The sequence below is a fragment of the Synechococcus sp. CC9605 genome, from assembly GCF_000012625.1.
GTDB lineage: Bacteria > Cyanobacteriota > Cyanobacteriia > PCC-6307 > Cyanobiaceae > Parasynechococcus.
In genome coordinates, this window is record NC_007516.1 from 185555 (window position 1) to 209499 (window position 23945).

The window sequence follows — 23945 nt, forward strand, 5'->3', positions numbered from 1 at the left end:
TAGCAGCCATTGACGGCCTGTGTCGAGCATCAGCCAGCCGATTCCCATTTTCATCGGCTACGACCCGAGAGAACGGGCAGCGACCAACGTTCTGATCGACAGCTTGTATCAAAACAGCAGCGTTCCTCTGGCGATCACGCCGCTGGTGACACCTCAGCTGGAGGCTCAAGGACTGTTCCGGCGCGAGCGGGACCCTAAGCAGAGCACGGCGTTTTCCTTCACCCGTTTTCTGGTGCCTTACTTGATGGGGTACGAGGGCTGGGCCCTGTTCATGGATTGCGACATGCTTTGCCGGGCTGACATCAAGGCACTCTGGGATCAGCGCGATGACGCCTATGGAGCCATGTGCGTGCAGCACGAGCATGTGCCTGGGGAGACCGTGAAATTTCTCGGCGAGGTGCAGAGCCCCTACCCCAAGAAGAACTGGAGTTCACTGATGCTGCTCAATTGCAGCCGCTGCACCAAGCTCACGCCCGATTACGTGAACACAGCCACGGGGTTGGAGCTTCACCGCTTCCACTGGCTGGAGGGTGATCATGAGATCGGCGCCATCCAGGGGGGCTGGAATCATCTGGTGGATGTGCAGGCTCCACCGGAGTCCGAGCAGGCTGCTCCAATGCTGCACTGGACCCTGGGTGGCCCCTGGTTCCGCGAACAGCGCACCATGGGTGGCCCTCTGGCTGCTGAATGGTTCAGCGCCCGCGACGATGCAATGAAACTCTGGGATTGATGGCGATTCGTAAGTGTGTGGTGGCCGTTCCGGCCCGGCTTCAGTCATCTCGACTCCCCAACAAGGTGCTGGCCGACATCGGCGGTAAGCCGATGATTCAGCGCGTGCTGGAACGCTGCAGTGAGGCTCAGGGTGTTGAAGCGGTGGTGCTGTGCACCGACAGCACCGAACTTCAGACCCTGGCTGAGGGTTGGGGGTTCCCAGTGTTGATGACGTCGGAATCCTGCAACTCCGGCAGTGAGCGCATCGCATCGGTGGCTCACCCTCTGATGGCCCTGGGCTGGGGCGATGCGGATCCTGTGGCTGAAGAGACCGCAGTGATCAACGTTCAGGGCGATCAACCGTTCATCGAACCTGCTGTGATCGATGCCATGGCCGAGGAATTTCGGAGTCAGGATCCTGTGCCGGCGGTCGTGACCCCCGTCTACGGGCTGAAGCCCGAATCGGTCCACAATCCCAATGTGGTGAAGACCCTGCTGGCCCATGACGGCCGTGCGCTCTATTTCTCACGGTCCGCCATCCCCCACGTGCGGGATATAGCTGAGGCGGATTGGCATCAGCACACCACCTACTGGGGGCATGTGGGCATGTACGGCTTCCGGGGAGATGTATTGGCTGCATGGGATCAGCTGCCGGCCTCACCGCTGGAGGATCTGGAACGGCTCGAACAGCTGCGGCTGATCGAGGCCGGCCTCACCATTGCCACCTTCCGGGTCGAGGGCACCTCGTTGTCGGTGGACACCGCCGAACAGCTGGAGCAGGCCCGGGCGATGGTCTGAGTCGCTGACGCAACCGCAAAAGATCAATACCTTGAGGCTTCAGCTCACACCCCCTCCATTGGGGTTGAAGTCTCGTGTCTGATCTGAAGTGCCCGTTTAGTGGTCATACCGGAGCCGTCACCGCATCGGCCCATACGGGAAACCGCCAGTGGTGGCCCATTCAGATTGACCTTGGCCTCCTGCACCAGCACCATCCGGCCTCGAATCCATTGGGGGACACTTTCGACTACCCCGCTGCCTTTGCTGGCTTGGATCTGGAGGCCTTGAAGGCAGATCTGGCGGCACTGATGACCGACTCCCAGGACTGGTGGCCAGCGGACTGGGGACACTACGGCGGTCTGTTCATTCGCATGGCCTGGCACAGCGCTGGCACCTACCGCGGCGCGGATGGTCGCGGTGGCGCCGGTCATGGCAACCAACGCTTCGCACCTCTCAATAGCTGGCCAGACAACACCAACCTCGACAAGGCACGACGGTTGCTCTGGCCGCTGAAGCGGAAGTACGGCAATGCCATCTCATGGGCTGACTTGATCATCCTCAGCGGCAATGTGGCGCTGGAATCCATGGGGTTTCGCACGTTCGGTTTCGCCGGCGGCCGCACCGATATTTGGCAGCCCGAAGAGGATGTGTTCTGGGGCAAGGAAACCGAGTGGCTCTCCGATGAGCGCCACACCACTGAGGGAGCGCTTGATCAGCCCCTGGCGGCAGTTGAGATGGGGTTGGTCTACGTCAACCCTGAGGGCCCCCACGGCCATCCGGATCCAGTGGCCTCCGGTCCAGACGTCAGGGATACCTTCGCGCGGATGGGGATGACTATGGAAGAGACCGTTGCCCTTGTCGCTGGTGGCCACACCTTCGGTAAATGTCACGGTGCGGCGCCAGTGTCACAGCTGGAGGCGGAACCGGAGGGGGCAGAACTTCATCAGCAGGGCCTGGGTTGGCACAACCGCTTCGAGAGCGGCAAGGGGGAGCACACCATCACCAGTGGCATCGAAGGCGCCTGGAAACCCCATCCCACCCGGTGGGACCAGGGCTACTTCGAGATGATGTTCACCTACGAATGGGAATTGACCAAGAGTCCGGCGGGAGCCTGGCAGTGGGTGGCCAAAGATGTGAAGCCGGAGCACATGATTCCGGATGCCCATGTCCCCGGTCGTGCGTCGGCGCCGATCATGACCACAGCGGATCTGTCACTGCGTCATGACCCGCTGATGGAGCCGGTGGCCCGTCGTTTCCATCAGGATCAGGACGCTTTCGCTGATGCGTTTGCTCGGGCCTGGTTCAAGCTCACCCACAGGGATTTGGGGCCCCGGGCTCTTTATCTGGGTGCCGATGTGCCGGAGGAGATTCAGATCTGGCAGGACCCCGTTCCAGCCTTGGATCATCCCTTGATCGGTGCGGTCGAGATTAAAGCCTTGAAGCAGAAGCTTCTGGCCACCGGTTGCAGTGTCGGTGCGTTGGTGGCCACTGCATGGGGGGCTGCTTCAACATTCCGTGGATCCGATCGACGCGGTGGTGCCAATGGCGGCCGGATCCGCTTTCAACCTCAAAACACCTGGGAAGTGAACGATCCCGAGCAGTTGCGCAGTGTCCTTCAGACGCTAGAGACGGTGCAGCAGCAGTTCAATGCTGAAGCCACCGGTGGTCAACGGGTGTCCATGGCGGATTTGATCGTGCTGGCCGGATCCGCTGCTGTGGAGCAGGCTGCTGCTGCCGGCGGTCACAGCGTGACAGTGCCGTTCTTGCCCGGACGGATGGACGCGTCCGCGGATCAGACCGATACCGCATCGTTCAATCTGCTCAAGCCGATTGCCGATGGTTTCCGGAACTGGCAGCGCAGTGGGCTGCCGCTTCGCGCGGAAGAGTGCCTGGTGGACCGTGCCCAACAGCTCGGCCTCAGTGCACCGGAGATGACGGTGCTGCTGGCCGGCTTGCGGGTTTTGGGAGCCAACAACGGCGGCAACCGCCAAGGGGTCTTGACCGATCGCGTTGGCGTGTTGAGCAACGATTTCTGCGTGAATCTGCTCGATATGTCGATCCGTTGGTCGCCGACCAGCGAGGCGATGGAGGGTTACATCGGTCGGGATGCCCAAGGCTCCGAGCGTTGGACCGCCAGCCGTGCCGATCTGGTGTTTGGCTCCAACAGTCAGCTGCGAGCCATCGTGGAGGTGTACGCCCAGGATGATGGCGCCAGTCGTTTTGTCAGCGACTTCGTTCAGGCCTGGGTGAAGGTGATGAACCTCGATCGCTTCGATGTTCGTTGAGGGATCCCATCCTTCAGTCGTTGCGGTCTTTCCAACCGTCGCGGCTCAGTCGTCCCCAGCGTCCACGCTCCTGAAGGATTCGCTCCGCCAGCTCCCGGACGGCTCCATGGCCGCCTTGGCGGCGGAGCACCGCATCGGCTCCGCAACGAACGGGCCGACAGGCATCGGCGGGTGCAAATAACAGCCCGACCACCGGCCGAACGGCCAGATCGTTGAGGTCATCTCCGACAAAGGCCGTTTTCTGGGCGCTCACCCCCAGTTGGTTCTGAAGGGCCGTGAGGGCGGCAGGCTTGTCCTTGATTCCCACAAGGCAATGGCTGATGCCCAGTTGCCGTGCCCGCACCTCCGTCGCTCCTCCTTGACCACCACTGAGAAAGGCGATGTGAAGCCCCGCCTGTTGCAGCAGGCGGATGCCAAGGCCATCGCGGACATCGAAGCGCTTGCTCAGTTGCCCCGCGGCGTCAAACCAGAGGCCCCCATCGGTGAGCACACCATCAACATCCAGCACAAGCAGCTGAATCGATCTGAGGCGGCGCCGCAGCAACCACCAGCGCAGTTTGTTCACGCGAGTCCGGCCTGAACTAGATCGTGCAGGCGCAGCAAGCCCATCAGCTGTTTGTCTTGATTCACCACGGGAAGCACGGAGATGGGTTTCCGCCGGTTGCGTTCCATCTGCTCCAGGGCCTTCACCACCAGTACATCGGTCTGCACCGTGATCGGATCGGCAGTCATCAGATCCTTCGCTGTCAGATGGGTCCATGTCTCAGCACCGTGATCCTGAAGGGCACGGCGTAGATCTCCATCCGTGAGGATCCCGAGAAGGCTTCCTGGGCTGTCTGGGTTTTCGACCCAACCACTGCCGATTCCGTCGCGTGTCAGGCCGCCGATCACCTCGGGTAGTGGGGTGTGGGGTTGCAGGGGGTGCAGTTGGCTGGCGGGCACCATCAGGTCGGAGGCCGTGAGGGTGAGCTGTTTGCCAAGGGATCCGGCGGGGTGATTCAAGGCGAAATCCGCTGGCGAGATGCCCCTTCGTTCCATCCAGACCGCAGCCAGGGCGTCGCCGATCGCCATGGCCACCGCGGTGCTGGCAGTGGGAGCCAAATTCAGGGGACACACCTCACGGTCAACGCTGGCTTCCAGCACCACGTCACTGCCGCGAGCCAAGGAGGAGTCAGCACGTCCGACGATGGCGATTCGCCCGGTTCCGCGTCGGGTCAGATGGGGCAGCACCTCCAGCAGTTCGGTGGTCTCTCCGCTGTTCGAGAGCAGCAGGCAGACGTCTTCGGCGGCTACCACACCCAGATCGCCATGCAGTGCGTCGGTGGGATTGAGGAACAGGGCCATGAGCCCGATCGAAGAGAACGTGGCTGCGATCTTGCGGGCCACGATGCCGCTTTTGCCCACACCGGTTATCACCAGCTTGGCCTTGCGGTTTGCACAGCGATCCAGGAGAGCAAGAGCGGCTTCCACCTGGTCGCTGCTCAAGCGTGCGGCAGCAGTGGCGATCGCTGAGGCTTCCTCCTCAAGGCAGCGGGTGAGTGCGGACAAGGACCTGATCCGTGATGATCGGCCCATTCTCCTGCACGCCCCGCAATGGATCTTCCAGGTGTGCCGTCTTCCGTTCTGGAGGCGTTGCAGCGTGCTGGGCAATCACGCGACGTTCGTTGTCTGGCCCTGGTTGGCGGCGTTGTCCGTGATCAGCTGCTGCATCAGCGTTGTGGTCGCTCTTGGTCGGGTGTTCCTGATCTGGACTGGGTGGTCGAGGGTGATGCCGCTGCCCTGGTGGCGGAGCTGGTCGTTCAGGTGGGCTCTGAACGCATCAGCGGTGTTCAGGAGCATGGGGCCTTCGGAACGGTGGCATTTCAGCTGGATGGGATTCCGCTTGATCTGGCCACAGCGCGACAGGAGCACTACCCCGCGCCAGCCGAGAATCCCATCGTGCGAGCCGGCACCCTCGAGGCTGACCTTGCTCGCCGGGATTTCACGATCAATGCCATGGCCCTCGATCTGGTGGCCGGTGAGCTGATCGATCTCCACCATGGCCAGGAGGACCTGGCCTCAGGCCAGATCCGCTTTCTGCACGCGGGCAGCGTTCAGGACGACCCAACCCGGGTCATTCGAGCTGCCCGTTACGCCGCTCGGCTGGGTTTCGAGCTTGCGAAGGAAAGCCGTGAGCAGATCCGCAGCACCATGCAGCAGTGGCCCTGGGCCTGGGGCCAGGGCGATGCGGCGTTGACCGCACCGCCGGCCCTGGCCAGTCGACTGCGGATGGAGTTGGAGCGGCTGCTGGAGCGGGAACCCTGGCCGCAGGCGTTGGACCTGTTGGAGCAGTGGCAAGCACTGCCGCTGTTGGACGCCCAACTTCAGCGGGATCCTGGGCGCACCCAGCGGCTGCATTGGGCCCGACGTCTGGGTCTCCCGTTAATGCCGGCGCTGCTTGCAGGAGCAGCCGATCCAGTCGCACTCGCGGAACGGTTGCAGATTCCTGGTAAGCAACAGCAATGGTTGAAACAGTGCGGGGCCCTCTGCGACTGGCTGATGGACAACCCCCCGGTCCTGCAGGCCAGCCCATCGATCTGGTCGACGGCCCTTGAGCAGAAGGGTTGGCAGCCGGAGGCCGTGGCCCTGGCGGTCACCCTTCGGCCGAAGCAATGGAGACCGCTGCTGCGCTGGTGGGGCCGTTGGCGCAGGATTCAGGCGCCGCAGACCGCGCGTAACCTGATCGCTGCGGGTTGGCAGCCGGGGCCGGCGATCGGGGAGGAGTTGCGCAGGCAGCGCAGTGCAGCGCAGGACCGCAGCCGATGAAACGCAGCTGGATCGTGGTGGTGGCTGCCGTCTGTCTGGCCTTTGGTTTGCGGGCTTTGGTGTTGATCGATGCCACGGCGCTTTGGAGCGATGAGCTCTACAGCGTCGGCAAGAGTTTTCAGCCCAGTTTCAGCCACCTTTTGGCCATGCTGCGGGAGGACACCCATCCCCCGGCCTATTACGGCTTGCTCTGGCTCTGGGGGCATCTGGTCGGTCAGAGCCCAGTCAGCCTGCGCTTCCTGTCCTGGTTGGCTTATCTGGCGGGTGGCCTGGTCATGGTCCGTCAGGCGATGGCCCTTGGCCATGCCGGCACTCGGGCCAGGGTGGGAGCGGTCGCAGCGCTCTTGGCCTTTTGCAGTCCTTATCCGGTTCGGTTCGCGATCGAGGGCAAGAGCTATGCCGTGCTGGTGCTGCTGGTGGCTCTGGCCTGGTGGTGGCGCCGTTCCGCCCATCCCGTCGCTTACGGGGCGGTGGCCGGGCTGGCCGGACTGACCCACTTCTATGGGTTGTTTCTGGTGCTGGCGGCCGCGGCATGGGATGGCTGGCGACGCCGCTGGAGCTTTTTTACCGCCGCCTTGATCGGAGTCATCCCGGCCTTGGCCTGGATGACTTATGCCGCGGACTATCTCTTCAGCTCCCGGGCCGGCAGTTGGATCGGTGTGCCGGATTACGCCTTAGTGGAGGAAACCTTGGCTCGCGGCCTTGGTCTCTGGCCGTTGCCCAAATTGGCTCTGATCCTGCTGTTGCTGGTGGTGTTGCGGCGTTGGGGAGGGCTGCGTCGGGTGCCGTGGCCGGCTTGGAATCTTCTCGATCGAAGCGGTCTGATCCCGTCCCTGCTGATGGTTCTTGGGGTGGTTGTCGTGTCGTTTGTGAAGCCGATGGCCTTCAGCCGCTACTTCGTCGTGTTGCTGCCGGCGGTGGTGCCCGTTCTGGCCGTGCAGATCGGTGCTTTTGAGCTGAACCGCTTCGGCCGCGGCTGCGGTCTGATCATCCCGGTGCTGCTGGTGGTCAGCTGGTGGGGGCCAGGGTTCAGCGAGCTCGATGCAGGCGCCGGTGGTGTTCGGGAACAGGACCAGTTTCGTCTGATCAGCCAGCGGACCATGGGACTTGAGGATCGCTACAGCCCCAGGCCGCGACTGTTCAACCTCAGTGATCGGATGGAGGCGGCAATGGGCCGGATTCCCTTGCCTTCATCCCCATGGGGGGGGAAGGGGGATCTAAAGCAACGGCTGCAGGGGCCGGATCTGCCCAGGCAGCTCTGGCTGGCCAGCAGTGGGCCGCCGCCCGCCATGGAGCGCAAGCTCAAACCCCTGCAATCACGGGTTGAGAAGGTGGGGTATCGCTGTGACCCACAGGCCACCGACCTCACCCATGCCCGGTTGTTGCATTGCCGATCCGAAGCCATGGGCCCTTCTGAGTGAGTTGTGCCGCGGCTTTGCTGCTGCACGCCAGCAGCAGCGGGCCGCAGGTCTGCGGGTCCACCAGCAGCTCCAGCAAGGCTGCGGATGGGGGCTGTTGCAGCTGAACCGGGCCGTCCAGCCAGCACCAGGCGGTCCGGTTGGAGGGGGCCAGGGTGCTGGAGATGCCGCGTTCGAACAGGTCAAGCGCACCGGAGTAAGCCGGGATGGCAGCTCCGTTCAGCAAGATCTTGAGCCCTGTTCTGTTCTGGAGCATCTCGCCCAGGTGGCCAAGCAGGCCGAAACCGGTGATGTCGGTGCAGGCGTGAATGTCCCCTCGAACCGGCTCAAGCTGCTCAAGCAGCGTGTGCTGGCTGCCGGCCATGCCTTTCAGCGCAGCATCCAGATCAGTCGCCTTGGTGGCGCCGGTCATGGCCCCTGCAAACAGCACTCCGGTGCCGAGGGGGCGGCTGATCAGTAGGGCATCACCGGGTTGCAGCCCAGATTTCAGCCAGGGTGATTGGCTGCTTCTGCCGTTCACCGAGAGGGTGATCTGCACCCCGAGGCTTGCTGGGAGGGGTGATGCGCTGCGGGACTCCATCGTGTGTCCACCGATCAGCTCAGCGCCCTGTTCATCCAGAACCGAGCGGATTCCGGCCAGGGTCTGAACCAGCAGCTCCTGCTGCTCATTAGCCGGCACCATCGGCAGAGTGATCGTTGCCATGGCGCTGGAGACACGGGCACCGCAAGCCCAGAGATCCGAGCAGGCATGCAGGGCCGTCAAGCGGCCGTTCAGCCAGGGGTCACTCACCAGGGCTGGAAAGCCATCCACGCTTTGCAGCAACTCTTCGCTGCCAGGGAGATGGGCGGCGTCTTCCGGTTGTCCCCCCAGTCCCACCCGCTCCAGAGCAGCGGCCAGGGGTTGGGCCGGCAATTTGGCCGCGCAACCCCGGCAGGTCATCGGAGCTGCATCAGCCATCGTTGCTGGCTGCTGAAAGCCGGCCATGAAGGCATGATCGATGCGTTGCTTCAGACGCCAAAGCAGGGGGGATGGCCCCAGTCGCCACCTCCCCCATCGCGCCCAGGCGGCATCTTCATGGCTCCCAATCAGTTGCAGGGCCTCTCGCTGGGGATGCCAGGGGCGTAGTTGTTGGCCCTGACAGGCTGCCTCCAGATTGGCGGCCAAGGGGCGTCCGGCTCGCACGGCCCACACCCCGGATGCCGGCCGGGGTTCTGTGCTGATCACGGCACAGTCTCCGCTGGCGAACAGGCACGGATGGCCTTCCACCCTCAGGCAGCGATCGGTGCGGATTCGGCCATCGCGATCCAGCGGTAGACCGCTCACCGCCAGCCAGGCAGGCCCCTGACTTCCGGTGCAGAGCAGGCTGGGTCCCCCGTAATCGCGTTCGTCGTCGATCAAGGCGATCTTCGCCCGTTGCAGCACCTTCTGCACAGTTGGATCCAGTTGTCCGCAGCGCTGTTGCAGTTGCAGCGCTCGCTGCGGCCAGCGGCGACGCAGCGCCAAGATAACTTCCAGACCGGCAGCTCCCGCGCCGATCACCCTCAGAGGCTTGGGGTCGCATGGGTCTTCGCTCTCGAGAAAGGCGAGAGAGGTTTCCAACGGCTTGATCGGAACACCTGTGGCACTCGGTCTGCTGACGCCCCCCACATCCAGGCTGAGCCAATCGAAGTGGAGTGCCGGGCGTTTGCGCAGTCTCAGGCATCTGTCCTGAGGGTCCAATCCAGTGATTTCCGCCTCCACGAAGGCCACCCCGGCCTGGTCACACAGCTGGCGCAGATCGATGGCGAGCTCGTCGAGCTGATAGAGGCCTGCGATCCACCCCGGCACCATGCCGGAATACAGGGTTGTGCTGCTGCGGTTCACCAGCACGATGCTCTGCCTGGGCCGCTGCTCTGGCTTCATGGCCCAGCGTTTCAGCACGAGTGCATGGCTGTGCCCTCCGCCGGCCATGACCAGCATGCCACCCCTGCTCATGTGGGGCCTCGGTATCCGGATGGATTGGCCTGCTGCCAGGCCCAGCCATCACGGCACATTTCTTCCAGGCTTCGGCGGGCGCGCCAGCCCAGCACGGTCTGTGCGGTCTGGGGGCAGGCCTCCAGGCGGGGCACGTCGCCGGGTCGACGCTCCACGATCTCGTAGGGGATGGCCAATCCTGTGGCCTGTTCGAAGCCGTGCACCACGTCCAGCACGCTGAGTCCGCAGCCGGTGCCGATGTTCAGCGTCAAGGGATCCGATGCTTGCCGCTTGAACAAGTGGTCAAGGGCCGAGCCATGGGCTTCAGCCAGATCCATCACGTGCAGGTAATCACGGATGCCGGTGCCATCGGGCGTGGGGTAGTCGTTACCGAAGATTCGCAAGCGCTCCCGACGCTCTGCGGCCACCTGTGTGATGAAGGGGAAGAGGTTGTTGGGAATTCCCAGCGGGTCTTCACCGATTCGTCCGCTGGGGTGTGCACCCACTGGATTGAAGTAGCGCAGGCAGGCCACCTGCCACGAGCCCGAGCGGCAGAGGGCCGCCAGCATTTGTTCCACCGCCACCTTGGTCTGGGCATAGGGGTGCACCGGTGCCGTTGGCATGTCTTCCCTCAGCGGGAACGTTTCGGGCTCTCCGTAGGCGGTGGAGGTGCTGCTGAACACCAGGGTGCGGCAACCATGGCGCTCCATGGCCGCCGCCAGAACGCGGCTGCCATTCACATTCACATCCCAGTAGCGGAGTGGGTTGGCGACCGATTCGCCTACGGCTTTCAGCCCAGCGAAATGAATCACCCCATCCACGGCTCCACCGGAGCTGAAGGCCTGATCCACAGCGCTGGGGTCGCGCACATCCCCCTCCACCAGGGTCAATTGGGTTGAACCCGCCAGCTCCTGCACCCGTCGCAAAGCCTCAGGACTGCTGTTGTCGAAGTTGTCCAGCACCACAAGCTCGTGGCCCTGCTCCAGCAGCACAAGACAGGTGTGACTCCCGATGAAGCCGGCACCGCCGGTGATGAGGACGCGTCGGCCCATGTCTTTACTCCCTCTCATCCCTTAATTCTCAAGCAGATCCCCGGCTTTGTTCCACAGTGCTTCCACCCGGCAGACTGAGCCGCTGTACCTGCATCCTGCACGTGAGTCAGCTCCAGAGCCTCAGGGGCATGGTCGATCTGTTGCCGGAGGTGCTTCAGCGTTGGCAGGCGGTTGAGGCCAAAGCGCGCGAGCACTTCCAGCGTTCTGGGTTCGGTGAAATTCGGACGCCGCTGTTGGAGACAACGGATCTGTTCTGCCGAGGCATCGGTGAGGGCACCGATGTGGTGGGTAAGGAGATGTACAGCTTTCAGGATCGGGGCGATCGCTCCTGCACATTGCGGCCCGAAGGAACTGCATCGGTGGTGCGTGCCGCCCTGCAGCACGGCTTGCTCAGCCAGGGCGCTCAGAAGCTCTGGTATGCCGGGCCGATGTTTCGCTATGAGCGCCCCCAGGCTGGCCGACAGCGGCAGTTCCATCAGATCGGGGTGGAGTGGCTTGGAGCTGAGCGGGCCCGCAGTGATGTTGAGGTGATTGCCCTGGCCTGGGATCTGCTGGCTTCCCTCGGTGTGGGCGGTTTGCAGTTGGAGCTGAACAGCCTTGGCACCGCTGAAGACCGTAAGGCCTATCGCAATGCTCTGGTGGCCTGGCTTGAGCAGCGATCGGAGGTCCTTGATCCTGATTCCCAGGCGCGGCTGAGCACCAATCCCCTGCGCATCCTGGATTCCAAAAACAAGAACACCCAGGCGCTGCTGGAAGATGCACCCACGCTGGTGGATGCTCTCTCTGATGCCAGCCGTGAGCGTTTCGAAGAGGTACAGCGTGGGCTGACTTCCCTTGGGATTCACTTCCTGTTGAATCCCCGATTGGTGCGTGGCTTGGATTACTACAGCCACACAGCTTTCGAGATCACCAGCGATCAACTTGGGGCCCAGGCCACTGTTTGTGGGGGTGGTCGTTACGACGGCCTGATCGGCCAGTTGGGAGGTCCTCAGACCCCTGCCATCGGATGGGCCCTTGGCATGGAACGGTTGTTGCTGGTGTTGGAAGCGGCAGCGAAGGCGGATCCTCAGGGTGACGCTGCTCGGCTGACGGCAGCTGCAGCCCCTGACGTTTTTCTCGTGAACCGTGGTGACGAGGCCGAGTGTGTCGCTCTTGCCTTGGCACGGGACCTCCGGGCCGCTGGGCTGCGGGTGGAGTTGGATGGGTCGGGCTCGGCCTTCGGAAAGCAGTTCAAACGGGCGGATCGAAGTGGTGCGAGCTGGGCCATGGTGCTCGGAGACGAGGAGGTCGAGCGCGGTGAGGTGCGCCTGAAGCGGTTACAGCAGCAGGCTGAGGAATCCACCGTTGCGCTTGCGCCAGTTGCCGCGATCGTGGAGAAACTGCTCACCCCCTGAGGATGCAGATCCACCTCGTCACTGGCGGTGCCGGCTTCCTTGGCTCTCACCTGATCGATCGTCTGATGGAGGCCGGTGATGAGGTGATCTGCCTCGACAACTACTTCACGGGGCGTAAGGCCAACATTGCCCGCTGGATTGGCCATCCACGGTTCGAACTCATCCGTCACGACGTCACCGAACCGATCAAGCTCGAGGTGGATCGGATCTGGCATCTAGCTTGCCCTGCCTCGCCGATTCACTATCAGTTCAATCCGGTCAAGACAGCCAAAACCAGCTTTCTCGGCACTTACAACATGCTGGGCCTGGCGCGGCGGGTGGGTGCGCGGCTGCTGCTCGCCAGCACAAGTGAGGTCTACGGAGATCCTGAGGTCCACCCTCAACCGGAGAGTTACTGGGGCTCCGTCAATCCCATCGGTGTCCGCAGTTGCTACGACGAGGGCAAGCGCATCGCAGAAACCCTCTGTTTCGATTACCAACGCATGAATGATGTGGAGGTGCGGGTGGCGCGCATCTTCAACACCTATGGCCCCCGAATGCTCCCCGATGACGGCCGGGTGGTGAGCAACTTCATCGTGCAGGCCCTGCGGGGCGAACCGTTGACGCTGTACGGCGATGGCAGTCAGACCCGCTCCTTTTGTTATGTGAGCGATCTGATTGAGGGCTTGATCCGCCTGATGAACGGCGATCACACCGGCCCCATCAACTTGGGCAATCCCGCTGAATTCACGATCCGTGAGCTGGCGGAGCTGGTCCGCCAGCAGATAAGGCCGAATCTGCCGTTGATGGAAAAGCCATTGCCGCAAGACGACCCTCGCCAGCGGCAGCCCGCGATAAATTTTGCCCGTCAGCAGCTCAACTGGGAGCCGACTGTGTCACTGGAGCAGGGTCTGGCTCCCACCATCCACTCCTTCCGTAATCTCCTCGAAATCGCCGAAGGCTGCGGGACGTGACCATTCAACGGATCTGCTGCATCGGTGCGGGCTATGTGGGTGGTCCGACCATGGCGGTGATCGCCGATCACTGCCCGCAGATTCAAGTGCAGGTGGTGGACATCAACCAGGCGCGCATCGATGCCTGGAATGACGCTGACCTCAGCAAGTTGCCGGTGTACGAACCGGGGCTCGACCGCGTTGTGGAACGAGCGCGGGGGCGCAACCTGCATTTCTCCACTGATGTGGCTGAGTCAATCGCTGCTGCAGACATGGTGTTCATTTCGGTGAACACGCCCACCAAGACCAAGGGATTGGGAGCTGGACAGGCCAGTGATCTCCGCTGGGTGGAAGCTTGTGCACGCGAGGTGGCTCAAGCGGCTACCGAACACACCATTGTGGTGGAGAAAAGCACCCTGCCGGTGCGTACCGCTGCTGCAATCAAAACCATCCTGCAGGCAGCGAGTAATGGGGAAGGTCAGCGCACCTTTTCGGTGCTCTCCAATCCGGAATTTTTGGCGGAAGGCACGGCCATCCGTGATCTGGAGGCTCCCGACCGGGTGTTGATCGGTGGTGATGATCCAGCATCCATTGATGCACTCGCGGCGATCTACGCCCACTGGGTTCCGCAGGAGCAGATTCTCCGCACCAACCTCTGGAGCAGTGAGCTCTCCAAGCTCACTGCCAATGCTTTTCTGGCGCAGCGGATCAGCTCGATCAACTCGATTGCCGCGTTTTGTGAGGCCAGCGGAGCAGATGTGCGTGAGGTGGCCAGGGCGATTGGCACCGATAGTCGGATTGGTCCGAAATTCCTGAATGCTGGCCCGGGGTTCGGTGGCAGTTGTTTTCAGAAAGATATCCTCAACCTGGTGTATCTCTGCCGGCATTTCGGGCTGCCGGAAGTGGCGGATTACTGGGAGAGTGTGGTGGCCCTGAACACTTGGCAGCAGCACCGCATTGCCAGGTTGGTGGTGGAAAAATTGTTTGGCACGGTGACAGGAAAGCGGCTGGCGATTCTTGGTTTTGCCTTCAAAGCCAACACCAACGACACCCGTGAAGCCCCGGCAATCCGTATCTGCCGCGACCTCCTTGAGGAAGGTGCTCAGCTGGCCATTCACGATCCCAAAGTGGTTGCTCGCCAGATGACCAGGGATCTGCAGCAGGAGGCAGCCCCTCAGGCGGACGCACTCAGTGCAACTGGAAGTTGGGCTGAAGCTTGCAGTGTTGAAGAGGCGGTAACGGGGGCCGATGCGGTGCTGGTGCTCACCGAGTGGCAGGACTACCGCAACCTGAACTGGATGTCTCTTGCTGGTCGGATGCGAAAGCCGGCATGGGTTTTTGACGCCCGCGCGATCACTGATCACGGGCAGGTCAGAGCGTCAGGTCTCAACCTCTGGTGCGTGGGGGATGGAGAGGGCTGATGTCGAGAACGGTTCTGGTCACCGGGGCAGCCGGCTTCATCGGTGCAGCGTTGTCGAAGCGGTTGTTGCAACGCGGTGATCGCGTTGTCGGCCTTGACAATTTGAATGACTATTACGACCCCGGCCTCAAGCAGTCGAGGTTGCGTCAGGTTGAAGCCATTGCCCCGGCCGGGGCCTGGCGGTTTGAGCGCCTAGCCCTCGAAGATGATCAGGGATTGATGGCGTTGTTCGTCGAAGAGCGTCCACAGGTGGTGGTGAATCTGGCGGCACAGGCCGGCGTTCGTTACTCGCTGGAAAACCCTGCGGCCTACATCCAAAGCAACCTGGTGGGGTTTGGCAACCTGCTGGAGGGATGCCGGTATCACGGCACGCAAAACCTGGTTTACGCCTCAAGCAGTTCCGTGTACGGCGGCAATCGCAATCTTCCCTTTCACGAACGTCAGCCGGTGAACCACCCGGTGAGCCTTTATGCCGCCAGCAAAAAAGCCAATGAGCTGATGGCTCACACCTACAGCCATCTCTATGGGCTGCCTGCCACCGGGCTGCGATTTTTTACGGTTTATGGACCTTGGGGTCGTCCTGATATGGCTCCGATGCTGTTTGCTAGGGCAATCCTGGCTGGTGAGCCAATCAAGGTTTTCAACCACGGCAAGATGCAGCGCGACTTCACCTATATCGATGACATCGTTGAGGGGGTGCTGCGCTGCTGCGATAAACCAGCGACGTCCAATCCGGAGTTTGATCCGCTTCAACCTGATCCTGCAACGGCGGCAGCACCGCACCGGGTGTTCAATATTGGCAACAGCCAGCCGACAGAACTTTTGCGTTTTATCGAGGTGATGGAGCAGGCACTTGGTCGTGAAGCTATTAAAGATTTTCAACCGATTCAGCCTGGCGATGTAATAGCTACTGCTGCTGATACTTCCGCTTTGGAAAAATGGATTAATTTCACCCCATCAACATCTATTGAAGATGGAATTCAAAGATTTGCGAATTGGTATTTTGAATATTTTAATTAATTTGCTTATTCTGTTTTGCTAAATAATTAGGGTAAAAATATTTTTTATACCAATTTCGTAACCGTTTTTAACGACTTTTTATCTTGTTTTGAGGATGGAGGACGTTCTGATAGGGTTTTCAATAACAGAACGATTGTTATCTCTAAGCTTGCATAATGCAGCTCAGATTAATTACACTCGGCATTGAAATATCTAACATTTGAAAAAGTTGTTTAGGCGGTCAAACGCTGATTTTTTTTGAATTGGTTCTGCTTTCTTTGCGGCTTGTTCTGCTTTTCTGGACCTTGCTTTTTCTAAATCTTTGGCATTTATTTTAAAACCAAGCTCTCGAGCTGCTTTAATAATTTCGTTGGGCTTTGCATTCCTGAGCCTAAATCGCAATAAATGATCATAGCGACGTCGGAATCTAAATTCTTTGAACTCTTGACTTAGTTTGCTTGAATCAGGCACTGTAGTTCTCTTGATTTGTTATGGAATGCCTCAATGGTGTGAATGCACCATGGGAGTAGCGACTTAAATCTAGGCATAATTTTTCTAATTATATCACTGCCTTGTTGTGACCTCAACCTATTGCTCATAAAAGCTTGTTTACTAACCTAAGTTAGCTGTCGATCCTGGCGTATTGAGAGGTACCAGCAATGTAAATTCTTCCTGTTCGCTTTTCAGTGAATTGGCATCAAAGGTGTAATTTGTGAATTGTCCACCGTCAAGGGTGACTTTGATTTTACCTCGAATAAAAAGACGAGATCTCTTTGTTGCCGTCAATAAAGGGTGAGCACACAAATTATTCCTGTGTAAATAAGGATTAACGCTTTATAATATTTATTCTCGATGTTTATTTTGGACTTTAAAAATCATATTTGTTCCTTTGGGACTTTCTATTTGATCTTTCTATCTACCTGCTGTGAGAGCTCTCATGCTGAATTCGATAGCAATTAAGCTTATTTGAGCGCGCATGGTTTAGAATAAGTAAAATCGCTGATTGGTGGATGCTTGCTAAGATTACTAGTATTAATCCAATTGATCATTTTGGCTTCAATATAACATTAAAGCATTTAAGTATTGCCCTTGACGAGTTTTCTTTTGTTGGTGTGATCGTACCAAAACATCAGCTATCACCACCAGCTTTTTCACTTTTACTGGTTAGTGGCTCTCGTAGTTGGTCTTTTCCGTGCCATTTTCACGAAGGCAATCATATTATTCAGGGCGAGATCCCAACCAAAGAGCTAGATATTGATGTCTCTTTTAAGCTTCTTCTTAACAATATCCAATGCCCGTGGATGCAGATGAGGCTTGATATGACGAATCTTGATGATGCAACCAAATGGACTAATTATTTCTCGGGTTATAAGAGGCTAATGCCTGCTCTAAATCTTGGGGGATTAGCGAAGAGCATATTAAGTACGGTTGAAGTTGTCCATGCTGGAAATCCTCCATCTCAATTTTCTGCTTTCTGTGACCTTGTAACAAGACCAGATTTTGTTGTTCATATGGCCCGGCTGTCTCGGCTTGGTCGTTTTCCAGCTGTTTTCTCACAAGAAGATGGTGTTTTGCTTGGAAGCCGGCTTTTGGTGGACTGGAATGTTTTGATGATCCAAGAGGCAGATCAGCGTCTGTTTGTTTTCCAGGGTGTGACAAGTTGTGATGCTATTTTTATTCCAGGACTGAATAAATTAATTATTGTTTGTCATATCACCCCCCAAAATATTTTGTCGTGTTTACGCGAATTATCTCTCACGCCTGATTTTTATCAACTTGATAGATCACGTTCTTTTCATGGCTATCTTGTTGGACATGCACGCCCCTATCACTGCAACTACGATTCACTTTTAGCGTTACAGCGCATTCGGGATGAAGGGGAACTTCTTTCCGAAGATGCCCTTTTTTCCAAGGATGATGAAGCTTTTATTGATTTAGGTGCTGGATTGGGGCTTGTTCAACAGCATCAGATTTGCACCAAGGCTAGTTTAAATAAATTGACCGAATCCCAAGAAGGATACTTATTAAAATTGGGTTTGTGGTTTTATTGTAATTCTAAACCTGATCCCCACTCATTTACACTTGCCACCACAACTGATACTTCATTGCGTGAATTTGCAGATACCAGTTCACACTTAGCATCCTCAGGTGCTTTGGAGTTCTTAGAAGAATCTCAACCACTTCTATGGGTAGGAATTACGGGACAAAAGCGCCGTTGGTTAGAACAAGTTGAAGGTACTGCGGCAATCTTAAATAAGCTTTATGAGCATTACCCCAACCTAGCAGTTGTTTTTGATGGATGGACTCCGCCATTGGTCAGTGGAGATCGTTCGGATTATCATCGAAAAGAATCACGTAAAGATAATGATGTTATTCAAGAAATTATAAAGAAATTGCCCTTTAGAAAGCATGGACGTTTTGGTGTTATTGCTGGTTTACCTATGTTGGAAAAAATTCGTATTGGTATGTCAGTTGATTTATTTATGGCTAATTATACTACAGGCTCTATAAATATAGCAAGAATATGCCAAAAGCCTGGGGTAGGGCACATGAGTAATAAAATGGCAGATCATAAGGCTCAACATATACATTATTGTACTAAAACTGTTGATAAGGCATTAGTAGAAGACCAACCTGATCCTGAAAATCGCGTTGGATATATGGATTACAGTTTACCTTGGCAGGCCGTTTACAATAAACTATTGGAAACCTTAATCGAGCTCAAGATTGAACCAGTAACTCCTTTGGCGCCACTGACTCTTCCAAATCACAGTGAAAAGTAAGCCCAATTTACTTTTTTGTCTATATTGCTTTTATTGATTTATTTAGTTAAATGATCCCAAAATAAACAATATTTAAATAGCTTATAATTTAGCGCGCTTTCAATCGTTGATTTGTAATAAATAATTATAAAAACTGGTTTGAACTGATGTTTATTATATTAATTGATTTTGGGATGTGTTTATGCACTTGCGCTTGCTTGTGTGCATATAGATAGCATTTTTTGCTTTTTGTGGAGATTAGCCTCTAATCAGCAGATCTCAGCGATTAGAATGTTGCTTTTTATTTCCTTTTTCTGATAATCAGTTCGGTGGGTTTTGGTTGGTTTTTGCAGTGGTTATCCAGAGAAGCGGATGACTCTCTGCAGTTCAGTTGAGCGGCATCTATTTTGGTACAATAAAACAACGAATCATTCCCAATGAACCCCTCTTTCATTATAAATTGCATTCGATCTTGCATGCAGCTACTCCTGTCGTTGCGGGGTAATATTTGGCAACGGATTCTAAGAATCAATTGTTGTTATTTTAAATACCCTGTTTCTGAAAATAGGTATTTTAGGAGATTTTATTTGTAAAAGCCTATTTATCTATTTCGCAAATTTTTGTACCGCATAAACCAAACCTTCTCTAGAGTCATTCCTCCATGGACAATTCCCTCGCTAAGCAGTTCTCACATTTTCTTTCCTCTGGAGATTACAGTTCAGCCAACCAAATCGTAAATCAAGCACGTAATTTAAATTATCCTGTTGGTCTAATCAGTTCATGGGAAAATCTTCTTGCAAAGACAAATCCTGGCTTTGTTCACCCATTAGATGCTGTTGTAAGTCAAGAATATAATGTTGATAATTTATGTAGCGAGTTGACCCCTGATTTAAGAGCAGTTTTTGAAGAAAAAATTTCTGAGTATAGCAAAAAAAATAATATAGATTCGAATTTAATTGACAAAATAGTCGAATTAGTTTTTGACAATTTTCAAATCGATACCGGAAGAATAATTATTCCTGATTTAACGTCCAATGATCCAATAGCCAATCTCTTTCATTACTCCGTCAAGGAATACTCAATTGATAATCCTGATGTCCCTGAAGCCGTTGATCGTGGAGTTTGTGTTTCAGTAATTGATCATTTTCTAAGATACGGTTATATAGAAATTCTGGAAGGTAGGCGTCATTCATCACTTTCTTTCTCTCATGCTAAGAAAAAATATGACGGGAATCTTCTTTATATCGTAGATAATTACGATGATTTGGATGAATCTGAAAGGCTAGATCTAAAGTCTCTTCAATTATCTAAGTTGCATGCAGATGTATACAGTATAAAGGATACTTGTGTGTATACACACAATGGTTCATCCATGACTATAGAGCAATATCTCTTTTATAATATCTCAGATGATCACAATCTCTGCATACTTTTAAAGGGTAAGACGTTGACCCGATCTGCAGCAAAATGGATTGTTGATATCAAACTAGAAGATCGGACTGCTATTTTCGGCTATTCAGCTAATAACGGAAGATTTTGTGCTGTTACCGAGTACTCACGACCTAATATGTTGATTTCTGATATTACAAATGGCTGCATTATTGCAAACTCAATTGAAGTCTTGGCCGTTGTAAGTAGTCTTAAAGATTATCAAACTGCATATGGATATTTTCATGCTTTGGTGCTCGAGTTAGAGGATTTTGGAGTAGAATTTAACTTGAAGAGAGAAATCTTGAGTGAATCATTTAGCAAAGCTATTGCTAATTTTGATTCCACTCATTCTACTTATTGGTCGCCTTTTTACTACTTGAATGATTATAAATCAAGTTTTTTCCCAATTAGGAGAGACTTGGTGAAGACCTGGCAGAAACAGCTAGCTTCTATTGACCAATCTGATAAATCTGAAAGTACTAAAAGTTCACTTCATGTTGATGGTGAAAATTCAATTGTTAAATTTATACCGAGCCTGAATAATTCTGTTGGCGTTGTAATACCCTTCAAAGATAAGATTCACCTTTTAGAAGATTGTGTAAAATCTCTCATTCTTAACGAAGAAGAGGTAGCATTGAAAATCTATGCTATTAATAATGGTTCAATTGAACCTAAAACATTTGAGGTATTGGATCGCCTAAAAAATCAATATGAAGATCTTTTTGTTTGCATTGATTTTCCTGGTGAGTTTAATTACGCTAAAATTAACAATTACGCCGTAGATTTTGTTGAAGAGGAATATCTATTATTTTTAAATAACGATATCGTAATTGAATCTAGTTTCGCGGTCACCACATTGCTTAAAACGCACTGTTTTTATAACGCCGTTATTACTGGTTCAAAATTGTTATATCCAAGTGGAAAAATTCAGCACAATGGTCTTTCTTCGACCATGGAAAAACATATTGCGATCAACAGTCCATTCTCTCGTCACTATACACATTCAAACCACGGATTCTCTTTAGACCATTATGTTCATCCATGGGAGCGGACTCATGAATGCTCTGCTGTAACAGCTGCATGTATGATTATGAAGAAGGAAGAATTTCTTAGAATAGATGGCTTTGATGAGGATTTCAAAGTTGCTTATAATGATGTTGATCTATGCTTTAGAGCCACAAAAGAATATCATCAGCGACCTATAATTTGCTCTACTGAGGTAAAGATATATCATTTAGAATCTGAATCTAGAGGTGATGATAACGATGATGAATCTGGAACCCGGCTTTATCATGAAAGGGTAAATTTAGTTTCTCGTCACGAGGATATATTCTCTCGTCCAGATAAATTCACTGGTGTTAGTACAGTCTTCAATAATCTTCAGAAAATTGTAAAAACAAGTTTTGATCGTAAGTTTATTGATCATACTTCAAAGCCTAGCTCAGATATAGAGCTTGACGATCTCGTACTTCATCAGGTGCATAACTCGATGAAACAAAGATATGCCTGTATATTTGTACATTATGATATAGATCCTTTGATTACAGATGATTGTGTTTATCATCTTGAAAAACTAAGTGAATATTGCGATATCTTCTTCGTGTCCAGCTCAGAATGTTTGGCCAATGCTCCTGAAGAAGTTGAAAAAATCAAGCCTCTTTGTTCCCAAATTCTAATTCGTAAAAATAGTGGATATGATTTTGGATGTTGGTCTCATGTAATCAGAAAAAATTATGCTCGTTTGTGTAATTACGAAGGCGTCTTACTTGCTAATGACAGCAATTGGGGCCCTTTGAATGATTTTTCGGATACTTTCGCCAGGATCAATCGTTATTCTTCAGAAGCAGATTTCATGGGATTAACTTCGTCAATTACTCCGTCGTGGCACTTGCAAAGCTTTTTCATATTTTACTCTAGAAAGGTGTTTAGTTCTTCGTTTTTTAAGTTGTATTGGTTTAATATAGGCATATTAGATTCTAAATATGAAATTATAATGAACTACGAGGTTGGCTGGTCTGCTCGCCTGGTCCGTCTTGGCTTCAAAGGAATTGCTCTATACGGAACCTCTGAGGCTACAAATCCAACTCATGTTAATTGGGAGTCCCTGCTTCGCTCAAGATATCCTTATCTGAAGAAAGAGCTGATTAGAGATAATCCTTTAAAAATTAATCTAGATAATTTGCCGAATATACTTAGATCGCAAGACTTAAACTGGCAGGCTTCAATTTTGGATTACTTAAAACGTTATAATCGTGAGAACTCTGAGACAGCGAAATTATTTTCATCCTCTAAATCATCAGTGATAAAATCTGGCATGGACTAACTTGGTTATTTCTAGATGATTGAAAATTATTAAATGCTTAATATTTTTCAATTGTCTATCCATCCAAAAATTCTATTATTTGAATTTTAGATTAACGTCTTAGATTATTTATAGCATTATGTGGTTTGTGCTGTGTAGGAAATGCGTTAGTGAGTTTTGTTTTAATAAATCATCGATCTATGAGTAATTAATTTGATTATGATTTGTGTGGGTGTTTTAGTGTTTGGCTTTCGTCATCTCAATAGTCGAAATTTTTTGTGTGTAGGTTCAATCGACACTCTCTGTCAATCTGCATTATTTAATTTTATTGATAGAGACAATATTTTTGCTTTCGTCTGTTCTTCAGTACTAAGAGGGTCGCGTCACCGGTTTTTGTCAAATCTTTTTATAGCCATCTTCATCCTTGCCATGATGACGCTCAGTCATGAAGTTGTCTCAAGCTCGATCTCTCAGAATAGGATTCGTCTCAATTAAAAGGACGGTTTGATCTCAAGCTTACTCTGATGTTACGGCAAATCACAGTGCGGGTTGTTCTGGTATAGTTGGAATGTAGATCTAGTCTGCGATGATGCATCCAATAAATTCCTCTCTTGTGAATCAAGACTCCGATGTCAATAACTCTAGTTCTGAAATCAAAAGTCTGGAGAGGCGCATTCGTGAGTTAAAACTGCAAGTGGAATGCCAGGACGCAAAATACAAGCAATCTCTGGCCGATGGGAAGTTGGCAATGCAGCATATAGAAAAACTCCAAGAAGAAGTCGAGTATTATTTTTTACTTAGTGAAAAAAAGCAAAAAATTATTGAATCACTCGAAGAGCTCCAGGCTAAATCAACTGAAATTATTTATAATTATGTTCAAAAATAACATCTACATGTTTCCAGCGGAAATACCTTGGATATATACTGCCTTAGGTATATATCCAAGGGATTTGTTTTGCTTAATCTATTAAGCGGAGCCAACGCCAGTGTAGGAGCCGTAGAAGAACAGTCCCACAACAAAAAGAACGGCCATGCCTCCCGCAGTGGCAACCAGCCATAGAGGAAGAACACCTTCTGTCCAGCGGCTTCTCCAGGGCACAGCAGGTGTGCCATCAGGGTTGCGATCGGGAATTCGACCGTCGGGATACGGGGATTTTTTTCCGCTCATCGAATAGTCCTCAGTTGAAGAAGTAGCTGGACATGAGCACGCCGGTCACGAAAACAAACAGCAGGCCCAGATACAGGCTTGTGCGGTTGAGCTCAACTGGCAGGTTGTTGGGATTGGGATTGCGTTCCATGGGTAGATCAGCGGCGGATGAACTGCATCGCGGCGAGGGCGCCAAGGAAAAACACCGTTGGGATGCCGAGGGTGTGCAAAGCAAGCCAACGCACCGTGAAGATTGGATAGTTGCGTGGCGTTGTGGCGACGGGAGGTGCTTGTGTCATTGCTTATTTCAGACGGATGTCGAGTTCAGACTTGCCTTCGTAGCGCTGGCTCACCACGGGAGCCTTGCTTTCTGAGGCCTGGAAGTAGGCATCGGGACGAGGTGTTCCGAAGGCGTCGTAAGCCAGGCCGGTGGAAACGAACAGGAAGCCCGCCAGGAAGATGGAAGGCAGTGTCACGGCGTGGATCACCCAGTAACGGATGCTCGTGATGATTTCGAAGAACGGACGTTCTCCTGTTGAGCCGGCGGCCATGGCGT

The 23945-nt window shown here is 53.8% G+C and carries 21 protein-coding genes; 12 read left to right on the forward strand and 9 right to left on the reverse strand.

Going from position 1 to position 23945, the window contains the following annotated elements:
* Nucleotides 1-28 precede the first annotated feature (28 nt).
* From SYNCC9605_RS00895 to katG, 3 genes are all read left to right on the forward strand, one after another.
* Entirely contained in the window at nt 29-730 is a 702-nt protein-coding gene (locus SYNCC9605_RS00895) for a hypothetical protein (RefSeq protein ID WP_374699859.1), read from the forward strand.
* On the forward strand, nt 730-1509 hold the full coding sequence (gene kdsB / locus SYNCC9605_RS00900; protein WP_011363214.1) for a 3-deoxy-manno-octulosonate cytidylyltransferase: 780 nt from the start codon (nt 730-732) through the stop codon (nt 1507-1509). Before SYNCC9605_RS00895 ends, kdsB begins: the two co-directional genes overlap by 1 nt.
* A 74-nt stretch (nt 1510-1583) precedes the next feature.
* On the forward strand, nt 1584-3773 hold the full coding sequence (gene katG, locus SYNCC9605_RS00905) for a catalase/peroxidase HPI (RefSeq protein WP_011363215.1): 2190 nt from the start codon (nt 1584-1586) through the stop codon (nt 3771-3773).
* 13 nt (nt 3774-3786) lie between these two features.
* Here the strand turns inward: katG and SYNCC9605_RS00910 are convergent, their stop codons facing one another.
* On the reverse strand, nt 3787-4338 hold the full coding sequence (locus tag SYNCC9605_RS00910) for a KdsC family phosphatase (RefSeq protein ID WP_011363216.1): 552 nt from the start codon (nt 4336-4338) through the stop codon (nt 3787-3789).
* Complete coding sequence (locus SYNCC9605_RS00915) at nt 4335-5348, reverse strand: KpsF/GutQ family sugar-phosphate isomerase (protein ID WP_011363217.1); 1014 nt, start codon at nt 5346-5348, stop codon at nt 4335-4337. Before SYNCC9605_RS00915 ends, SYNCC9605_RS00910 begins: the two co-directional genes overlap by 4 nt.
* Nucleotides 5349-5366: 18 nt before the next feature.
* Here SYNCC9605_RS00915 and SYNCC9605_RS00920 point away from each other — a divergent pair, with 18 nt between their 5' ends.
* Both SYNCC9605_RS00920 and SYNCC9605_RS00925 read left to right on the forward strand, forming a co-directional pair.
* Nucleotides 5367-6578 (forward strand): CCA tRNA nucleotidyltransferase, encoded by a 1212-nt coding sequence (locus SYNCC9605_RS00920; RefSeq protein ID WP_011363218.1) that lies wholly within the window; start codon nt 5367-5369, stop codon nt 6576-6578.
* Nucleotides 6575-7999: a hypothetical protein gene (locus tag SYNCC9605_RS00925; protein WP_011363219.1), complete on the forward strand. Its 1425-nt coding sequence runs from the start codon at nt 6575-6577 to the stop codon at nt 7997-7999. The genes SYNCC9605_RS00920 and SYNCC9605_RS00925 overlap by 4 nt, the downstream gene beginning before the upstream one ends.
* Here the strand turns inward: SYNCC9605_RS00925 and selD are convergent.
* Together selD and galE are read right to left on the reverse strand one after the other, a co-directional pair.
* Nucleotides 7944-9971 carry a selenide, water dikinase SelD gene (selD, locus tag SYNCC9605_RS00930; RefSeq protein ID WP_011363220.1) on the reverse strand — a complete coding sequence of 676 codons (2028 nt, stop codon included), beginning with the start codon at nt 9969-9971 and terminating at the stop codon, nt 7944-7946. The two genes, SYNCC9605_RS00925 and selD, sit on opposite strands and share 56 nt — an antisense overlap.
* A complete protein-coding gene (gene galE / locus SYNCC9605_RS00935; protein WP_011363221.1) occupies nt 9968-11002 on the reverse strand; it encodes a UDP-glucose 4-epimerase GalE in 1035 nt (344 codons plus the stop codon). Before galE ends, selD begins: the two co-directional genes overlap by 4 nt.
* A 101-nt stretch (nt 11003-11103) precedes the next feature.
* Between galE and hisS the strand changes: the two genes are divergently transcribed.
* From hisS to SYNCC9605_RS00955, 4 genes are read left to right on the forward strand one after another with little or no spacing between them, the layout of a single operon-like run.
* The gene (gene hisS, locus SYNCC9605_RS00940; RefSeq protein WP_041434330.1) at nt 11104-12396 is read left to right on the forward strand and encodes a histidine--tRNA ligase; all 1293 of its coding nucleotides are present in this window, start codon (nt 11104-11106) and stop codon (nt 12394-12396) included.
* 2 nt (nt 12397-12398) lie between these two features.
* On the forward strand, nt 12399-13349 hold the full coding sequence (locus tag SYNCC9605_RS00945; protein ID WP_011363223.1) for a UDP-glucuronic acid decarboxylase family protein: 951 nt from the start codon (nt 12399-12401) through the stop codon (nt 13347-13349).
* Nucleotides 13346-14749 carry a nucleotide sugar dehydrogenase gene (locus tag SYNCC9605_RS00950; RefSeq protein ID WP_011363224.1) on the forward strand — a complete coding sequence of 468 codons (1404 nt, stop codon included), beginning with the start codon at nt 13346-13348 and terminating at the stop codon, nt 14747-14749. The genes SYNCC9605_RS00945 and SYNCC9605_RS00950 overlap by 4 nt, the downstream gene beginning before the upstream one ends.
* Nucleotides 14749-15768 (forward strand): NAD-dependent epimerase, encoded by a 1020-nt coding sequence (locus SYNCC9605_RS00955; RefSeq protein ID WP_011363225.1) that lies wholly within the window; start codon nt 14749-14751, stop codon nt 15766-15768. The genes SYNCC9605_RS00950 and SYNCC9605_RS00955 overlap by 1 nt, the downstream gene beginning before the upstream one ends.
* Before the next feature lie 192 nt (nt 15769-15960).
* Here the strand turns inward: SYNCC9605_RS00955 and SYNCC9605_RS14405 are convergent, their stop codons facing one another.
* The gene (locus SYNCC9605_RS14405; RefSeq protein WP_011363226.1) at nt 15961-16218 is read right to left on the reverse strand and encodes a hypothetical protein; all 258 of its coding nucleotides are present in this window, start codon (nt 16216-16218) and stop codon (nt 15961-15963) included.
* A 539-nt stretch (nt 16219-16757) separates the two neighbouring features.
* On the opposite strand from SYNCC9605_RS14405, the gene SYNCC9605_RS00960 reads away from it, so the two are divergent.
* The 3 genes from SYNCC9605_RS00960 (at nt 16758) to SYNCC9605_RS00970 (ending at nt 23128) form a co-directional block, all read left to right on the forward strand.
* Nucleotides 16758-18530, forward strand: a complete 1773-nt coding sequence (locus SYNCC9605_RS00960; RefSeq protein WP_011363227.1) for a hypothetical protein — start codon at nt 16758-16760, stop codon at nt 18528-18530.
* 640 nt (nt 18531-19170) lie between these two features.
* Entirely contained in the window at nt 19171-22263 is a 3093-nt protein-coding gene (locus tag SYNCC9605_RS00965) for a rhamnan synthesis F family protein (RefSeq protein WP_011363228.1), read from the forward strand.
* Nucleotides 22264-22855: 592 nt separating this feature from the next.
* A complete protein-coding gene (locus SYNCC9605_RS00970; protein WP_041434331.1) occupies nt 22856-23128 on the forward strand; it encodes a hypothetical protein in 273 nt (90 codons plus the stop codon).
* Between the two features lie 81 nt (nt 23129-23209).
* Here the strand turns inward: SYNCC9605_RS00970 and SYNCC9605_RS00975 are convergent, their stop codons facing one another.
* The 4 genes from SYNCC9605_RS00975 to psbE are packed head-to-tail and all read right to left on the reverse strand — an operon-like array spanning nt 23210 to nt 23940.
* Entirely contained in the window at nt 23210-23410 is a 201-nt protein-coding gene (locus SYNCC9605_RS00975) for a photosystem II reaction center protein J (protein WP_011363231.1), read from the reverse strand.
* Between the two features lie 10 nt (nt 23411-23420).
* The gene (locus SYNCC9605_RS00980) at nt 23421-23540 is read right to left on the reverse strand and encodes a photosystem II reaction center protein L (RefSeq protein ID WP_006852026.1); all 120 of its coding nucleotides are present in this window, start codon (nt 23538-23540) and stop codon (nt 23421-23423) included.
* 7 nt (nt 23541-23547) lie between these two features.
* Complete coding sequence (gene psbF, locus SYNCC9605_RS00985; RefSeq protein WP_006851435.1) at nt 23548-23688, reverse strand: cytochrome b559 subunit beta; 141 nt, start codon at nt 23686-23688, stop codon at nt 23548-23550.
* Nucleotides 23689-23691: 3 nt separating this feature from the next.
* Complete coding sequence (gene psbE / locus SYNCC9605_RS00990; protein WP_006850675.1) at nt 23692-23940, reverse strand: cytochrome b559 subunit alpha; 249 nt, start codon at nt 23938-23940, stop codon at nt 23692-23694.
* Nucleotides 23941-23945: the final 5 nt, after the last annotated feature.

Excerpts from the sequence above, each read along its gene's own strand:
- kdsB (WP_011363214.1), top strand. The coding sequence starts at position 730 with ATGGCGATTCGTAAGTGTGTGGTGGCCGTTCCGGCCCGGCTTCAGTCA.
- SYNCC9605_RS00915 (WP_011363217.1), bottom strand. The coding sequence starts at position 5,348 with ATGGGCCGATCATCACGGATCAGGTCCTTGTCCGCACTCACCCGCTGC.
- SYNCC9605_RS00920 (WP_011363218.1), top strand. The coding sequence starts at position 5,367 with ATGGATCTTCCAGGTGTGCCGTCTTCCGTTCTGGAGGCGTTGCAGCGT.
- SYNCC9605_RS00925 (WP_011363219.1), top strand. The coding sequence starts at position 6,575 with ATGAAACGCAGCTGGATCGTGGTGGTGGCTGCCGTCTGTCTGGCCTTT.
- selD (WP_011363220.1), bottom strand. The coding sequence starts at position 9,971 with ATGAGCAGGGGTGGCATGCTGGTCATGGCCGGCGGAGGGCACAGCCAT.
- galE (WP_011363221.1), bottom strand. The coding sequence starts at position 11,002 with ATGGGCCGACGCGTCCTCATCACCGGCGGTGCCGGCTTCATCGGGAGT.
- SYNCC9605_RS00945 (WP_011363223.1), top strand. The coding sequence starts at position 12,399 with ATGCAGATCCACCTCGTCACTGGCGGTGCCGGCTTCCTTGGCTCTCAC.
- SYNCC9605_RS00955 (WP_011363225.1), top strand. The coding sequence starts at position 14,749 with ATGTCGAGAACGGTTCTGGTCACCGGGGCAGCCGGCTTCATCGGTGCA.
- SYNCC9605_RS00960 (WP_011363227.1), top strand. The coding sequence starts at position 16,758 with ATGCTTGCTAAGATTACTAGTATTAATCCAATTGATCATTTTGGCTTC.
- SYNCC9605_RS00965 (WP_011363228.1), top strand. The coding sequence starts at position 19,171 with ATGGACAATTCCCTCGCTAAGCAGTTCTCACATTTTCTTTCCTCTGGA.
- SYNCC9605_RS00975 (WP_011363231.1), bottom strand. The coding sequence starts at position 23,410 with ATGAGCGGAAAAAAATCCCCGTATCCCGACGGTCGAATTCCCGATCGC.
- SYNCC9605_RS00980 (WP_006852026.1), bottom strand. The coding sequence starts at position 23,540 with ATGGAACGCAATCCCAATCCCAACAACCTGCCAGTTGAGCTCAACCGC.
- psbF (WP_006851435.1), bottom strand. The coding sequence starts at position 23,688 with ATGACACAAGCACCTCCCGTCGCCACAACGCCACGCAACTATCCAATC.
- psbE (WP_006850675.1), bottom strand. The coding sequence starts at position 23,940 with ATGGCCGCCGGCTCAACAGGAGAACGTCCGTTCTTCGAAATCATCACG.